Source organism: Aquisphaera insulae, assembly GCF_011064615.1.
Classification (GTDB): domain Bacteria; phylum Planctomycetota; class Planctomycetia; order Isosphaerales; family Isosphaeraceae; genus Aquisphaera; species Aquisphaera insulae.
The window spans coordinates 1-5,853 of sequence record NZ_JAALJH010000177.1 but is presented as its reverse complement, the minus strand read 5'-3'; the positions used below and the strand labels follow the sequence as shown (position 1 = coordinate 5,853).

General features: G+C 71.4%; 4 protein-coding genes. 2 read left to right on the top strand and 2 right to left on the bottom strand.

Annotation, left to right across the window (positions count from 1 at the left end):
- Positions 1-3: 3 nt before the first annotated feature.
- Together wecB and G6O54_RS36350 are read right to left on the bottom strand one after the other, a co-directional pair.
- Positions 4-1,215 carry a non-hydrolyzing UDP-N-acetylglucosamine 2-epimerase gene (gene wecB / locus G6O54_RS36355; protein WP_165235808.1) on the bottom strand — a complete coding sequence of 404 codons (1,212 nt, stop codon included), beginning with the start codon at positions 1,213-1,215 and terminating at the stop codon, positions 4-6.
- 1 nt (position 1,216) lies between these two features.
- Positions 1,217-2,584, bottom strand: coding sequence for an MFS transporter (locus G6O54_RS36350; RefSeq protein WP_165235805.1), 1,368 nt, complete (start codon positions 2,582-2,584; stop codon positions 1,217-1,219).
- 201 nt (positions 2,585-2,785) lie between these two features.
- On the opposite strand from G6O54_RS36350, the gene G6O54_RS36345 reads away from it, so the two are divergent.
- A complete protein-coding gene (locus G6O54_RS36345; protein WP_165235802.1) occupies positions 2,786-4,702 on the top strand; it encodes a M61 family metallopeptidase in 1,917 nt (638 codons plus the stop codon).
- A 12-nt stretch (positions 4,703-4,714) separates the two neighbouring features.
- The gene (locus tag G6O54_RS36340; protein WP_205679165.1) at positions 4,715-5,797 is read left to right on the top strand and encodes a carbohydrate-binding family 9-like protein; all 1,083 of its coding nucleotides are present in this window, start codon (positions 4,715-4,717) and stop codon (positions 5,795-5,797) included.
- Positions 5,798-5,853: the final 56 nt, after the last annotated feature.

Sequence of the window (5,853 nt, the reverse complement as noted above, 5' to 3'; positions counted from 1 at the left end):
ACCCTAACCCTCCCCCGCGGTGGGGGGAGGGGACCGAAGGGCGCGGTCGGCGGTTGGCGGGGGGGCGTTCACCAGTACGCCCAGGATCTCCGCCACGGCCCGGGCGATGCGCGGGCCGGCGTCGCCGGGGCCGTAGGGGTTGGCGGAGCCGACGGCGCGGAGGGACTCGGCCCAGGAGCCGGGCGAGCACGCCTCGTCCAGCAGGCGGGCGAGCTCGGCGGGGTCGTTCCGACTGAGCTTCGCGAAGCCGGCTTCGATCGACTCGGGGCGCTCGGTGTTCTCGCGGAGGACCAGGACCGGCTTGCCCAGGCTCGGCGCCTCCTCCTGGATCCCGCCGGAGTCGGAGACGATCAGCGTCGCGCGGGCGAGGAGCCCGAGGAACGCGGCGTAGTCGAGCGGCTCCACCAGGTGGACGCGCGGATGCCCCGCCAGGATGGCCGCCGCCTGCTTGCGGACCTCGGGATTGGGATGCACCGGGAAGATCAGGCAGAGATCGGCGCGGCGGGCGATGAAGTCGCGGAGGACCCGCAGGTTCGCCTCGAGCGCCCCGCCGAAGCTCTCGCGGCGGTGGGTCGTCAGCACGATCCGCCCCAGGCCGCGGGTGGCGTCGAGGAGGGACCGGAGTCGGGGTGAATCCGGTCGGTGCTCCTCGCCGCCGATGGCGTGGAGTGCATCGACGATCGGGTTGCCCGTGACGGCGATCGATTCGGGCGCGATCCCCTCGGCCAGCAGGGTCGCCCGGTTCCGCTCGGTCGCGGTGAAGTGATGGCTCGCCAGGCGGGAGATGAGGCGGCGGTTCATCTCTTCCGGGAACGGGTTGGCGCGGTCGCCGGAGCGTAGCCCCGCCTCCACGTGGCCGACCGGGATGCCCCGGTGGAAGGCCGCGATCGCGCCGGCCAGCGCCGTGGTCGTGTCCCCCTGGACCAGCAAGATCGAAGGGCGCTCGGCGGCCAGGATCGGGTCGATGGCGTCGAGGATCCGCGCGCAGACCTGGTTGGGCGTCTGCCCGGCCGTCATGACGTCGAGCGCATGATCGACGCGGACCCGGAAGGAATCCAGGAACGGGATGAGCAGGTCGCGATGCTGGCCCGTGTTGACCGTGACCGCGCGGAGTGCCGGCGCATACGGCTCGAACGCATGGACGACCGGCGCGAGCTTGATCAGCTCGGGCCGCGTGCCGAAGACCGTCATCACGACCGGCCGCATCCGCCCCATGTCAGGCCGCCCCCCGCCCTTTCTCCCCCCCCACGCCGCGAGTGGGGTCGATCAGGCTCCACAGGGCCAGGCCCAGGATCGCCACGCCGACGTAGACGAAGAGCCCGGGATCCCACTGGTCGCGGCCGGAGTAGCCGCGGGCCTTCATGACGTCGACGAAGCGGCCGAGGAAGATCGGGGAGACGATCCCGCCGACGTTGCCCACCATGTTCATGAGCCCGAAGAGGGCCCCGACGTGCCGCCCGCCGACCTCGGTGGCGCTCGCCCACCAGGCGGGGACCTGGACCTGCACGCCGAAGCAGGCGATCGCGACCAGGACCGAGGCGAGGAGGACCGAGTCGGTCCGGAGGCTGGCGAACAGGCAGGCCGCCGTCAGCCCGGCGCCGGCGACCGACTGGGCGGTCCGGCCCCATCGCCGACTGCCCGTGACCTTGACCATCCAGTCGGTCAACACGCCCCCCAGCAGGCAGCCGGCCGCGCCGGCGCCCAGGACCATGCTCGCGAGCCAGCTCGAGTCGTCCGCGGTCGCCCCCCGCGCGGCCTGGAGGTACTTGGGATACCACGAGCCGAGCATGGTGTAGATCGCGGACATCGTCAGCATCGCCACGCCGAGCAGCCAGATGTTTCGGTTCGTCAAGGTCAGCCGCCACGGGATCGGCTCGTGGCCGTGCGCCCGGGCGCCGCCCCCGATCTCGTCGCCGCCGTCGAGGGCGGCGGCCGCGGGCTTCGTCCTCCCCTCCGCGATCAGGCGGCGTTCGGCGTCGTTGACGGCGGGGTGCAGCTCGGGGTCGTCGCGGAACCAGGCGTGGAAGAGGGCCGCCCAGGTCAGGCCGAGCAGCCCGAAGGAGGCGAACGTCCACCGCCAGCCCAGGGCGTTGATGAGGGCCTGGGAGATCGGCGGCGCCACCGCGCCGCCGGCCATCATGGCCGTGGTGATGATCCCCTGGGCCTTCCCCCGGGTGGACTCCGGGAACCACGCCTTCAGGACCCGCGCCGAGTTCGGCAGGGCGCCGGCCTCCCCCGCCCCGAACAGGAAGCGGATGGCCAGCAGCATGGCCAGGCCCGAGGCCGCCCCGGTGAGGGCGGTGAAGCACGACCACCAGACCACGATCCGGGTGAGCACGCCGCGCGAGCCGAAGCGGTCTCCCCACCGCCCCGTGGGGACCTCGAAGAGGACATACGACAGGCTGAACGCCGAGAAGACCACGCCCATCCAGGTGTCCGAGATGCCGAGCTCGCGCTGGATCAGCGGCGCGGCCTGGCCGATGCAGAGCCGGTCCAGGTAGAGGACGAAGGTCATCGCGGCCAGGAAGCCGAGGACCCCCAGGCGGACGGACGTCGGCCGCCTCAAGGCGGGCAGGTCGCTCATGAAGATTTGCTCCGATGACGATTCGATCGATGTCATCCCGGCGTCGTTGGCCCCACCATCATGGGGGCCGGGGCCGCGGTTTGCAACCGCGACTGGCCGCGTCCGCCGCCACCCACTACCATGGATATCCCCCCGGCCGGTTCGCGCCGCACCGCGGCGCGATGGGCGGTCATCGACTTTCTCCCCATGAGGATCCACGGCATGGACTCCCGGCAACCGCCCGGTGCATCGAAGGTTCGCGCGGCCGCGATCGCGGCCCTGACCATCCTGGCCTTCCCGGGCCTCGCGGCGGCCGTGGCCGCGGGGCCGACCCTCCGGATCGAGGTGGATGCCCGCGACCTGCCGCGGAGGCTGCTGCATACGACCGTGAGGCTGGACCGCGAGCCGGGCCCGTTCGACTTCTGGTATCCGAAGTGGATCCCCGGGACCCATGCCCCGTCCGGCCCGCTGGACACCATCGGCGGCCTCCGCGTGCAGTCTCGCGACGGGGCGCCCATCGCCTGGCGTCGCGACGAGGTGGACCTCTACCGGCACCGCTGCGAGGTCCCGGCCGGGGCCCGCGAGGTGGAGATCCGCCTGGACACCATCTGCAACGCCGCGGCCGACGACGCGAGCGGGCACCTGAGCTTCGGCAACGCCATGGTCGGGGTCATCAACTGGCCCACCTGCATCGTCTACCCCGACGGGCCCGCCGCCGCCGACATCAAGGTCGAGCTCTCGCTCCGGCTGCCGCCGAAGTGGAAGTACGCCACGGCCCTGCGGGGCGACGCGGAGAAGGACGGGCGGATCACCTTCGCCCCGGTCTCGCTGGAGGTCCTGGGCGACTCCCCCCTGGTCGCCGGCGAGCTGCTGCGGACCTACAACCTGGCGACCGGCCCCTACCCGCCGGCGCGGTTCCACGTCGCCTCCGAGTCCCCCACGGCCGTCGCCCTGCCGCCCGACGTGGTCGGGCTCTACGGCCGGATGGTCCGCGAGGCCGGCGCCCTCTTCGGCACCTGCCACTACGACCGGTTCGACTTCCTGGTCACCTGCAGCAACGACCTCGGGAACCTCGGGCTCGAGCACCTGGCGTCCAGCCTGAACGGGGTCGGCGAGCGCGACCTGATCGACGGCCACCGGCGCAAGGGGTGGACCGCCAACCTGATCCCGCATGAATACGTGCATTCCTGGTGCGGCAAGTACCGCCGGCCGCTCGGCCAGTGCACGCGGGACTTCCACACCCCGATGCGCACGCCCCTGCTCTGGGTCTACGAGGGGCTCACGCAGTACCTCGGCGACGTGATCATGGTCCGCTCCGGCCTGGCGACGCCCAAGGAGTACCGCGAGACCCTCACCGACCGGATCGGCAACCTGATGCTCCAGGCCGGCCGGAAGTGGCGGCCGCTGGAGGACACGGCCATCGCCTCCTCGATCCTCCGCGGCAACAGCCCCAACTGGACCGACCTGAGGCGGAGCCAGGATTACTACTACGAGGGTGCGCTCATCTGGATGGAGGCGGACGCCATCATCCGCAAGCAGACCGAGGGCCGTCGCAGCCTGGACGACTTCGCGCGGGCCTTCCTGGGCAAGAAGGGGGCGGCGGGCCAGCTCGTCGATCCCTACGAGCGGGCGGAGGTGGTGTCGCTCCTGAAACGGACCGCGGATCACGACTGGGACGCGTTCCTGGCCGGCCGCGTGGACCGCCCGCTGGACGCCCTGCCGCTGGAGCTGGTCGCCCGGCTCGGCTATCGCCTCCAGTACACGCCCACGCCCCACCAGCCCGAAGGGGGCCGCAGCCAGGGGCGCCACGGCGCCGCCGCGGAGCATTCGCTCGGCCTGAGCTTCTCGCCCGACGGCAAGGTCAGCAACATCGTCCCCGGCATGGCCGGCGATCGCGCGGGGCTCGCCCCCGGGATGAGGATCATCGGCGTCAACGGCCGCGTCTTCACCCCCCAGCGCCTGGAAGACGCCCTGGCCGACAGCGTGGCCCTCCGCAAGATCGAGCTCCTGATGCTCGAGGGGGACCTGTTCCGGACCCTCACCATCGACTACGACGGCGGGCCGAAATACCTGGAGCTCGTCCGCGACGACGGCAAGCCGGACGTACTCGAACAGATCCTCACGCCGATCGCCCGCTGAGAGGTGAGACCCATGAGACGACTCGTCGCCCCGGCCCTGGGGCTGCTCCTGACCCCGATCATGGCTTCCGACCCGGCCGCCCGCGCCCAGGCCCCGGCCGTGCCCCGAGGGTACGTCGCGCATCGCGCGAGCCATCCCCTCGCGATCGACGGCAAGCTCGACGACCCGGCCTGGCGCGACGCCGCCTGGACCGAGCCGTTCGAGGACATCGAGGGGAGCGTCCGGCCGAAGCCCCGGTTCACGACCCGCGCCAAGATGCTCTGGGACGACCGATACTTCTACATCGGGGCGAGGCTCGACGAGCCCCACGTCTGGGGGACGCTGACGAAGCACGACTGCGTCATCTTCCAGAACAACGACTTCGAGGTCTTCATTGACCCCGACGGCGACAACCACGAGTATTACGAGCTCGAGATCAACGCCCTGAACACCGAGTGGGACCTCTTCCTGCCCAAGCCCTACCGCGACGGCGGCGGGGCCGTGGATGCCTGGGAGATCCCCGGGCTGAAGACGGCCGTCCACGTCGAGGGGACGCTCAACGACCCTCGCGACGAGGACTCGGCGTGGACCGTGGAGATCGCGATCCCGTGGAAGGCCCTGGGCGAGTTCGCCCACAGGCCCGCGCCCCCGAAGGACGGCGACCAGTGGCGGGTGAATTTCTCTCGCGTCGAGTGGCGGCACGAGCTGGACGGCCGTCGATATCGGAGGGTCCCCGGCACGAAGGAGGACAACTGGGTCTGGTCCCCCCAGGGCGTGATCGACATGCACCGCCCGGAACACTGGGGGATCGTCGAGTTCTCCTCCGCCGCGCCGGGGACGGTGAAGGTCCGCCCGGATCCGACGTTGACCGTCCGGTCACGCCTGATGCAGGTCTACCACGCCCAGAAGGCCTACCGCGAGAAGCACGGACGCTGGGCCGACCGCATCGAGGACCTCAGGCTGCCCGAACCTCCCGCCGGGCTCCCCCGATGCGGGCTGAGCTTCGAGCCCCGCCCCGACGGCTATCTCGCGGTCATCCGGCCGCTGGACGAGGCCATGGCCAGGGCGATCGGATCGTGGAGTGTGAGAGAGGATTCGAGACTCCAGCGACGGTAATATGGATGCCCAGTAGGGTCAGGCTCCCTCAAAATGCCCCACTTCACGCGGCTCGC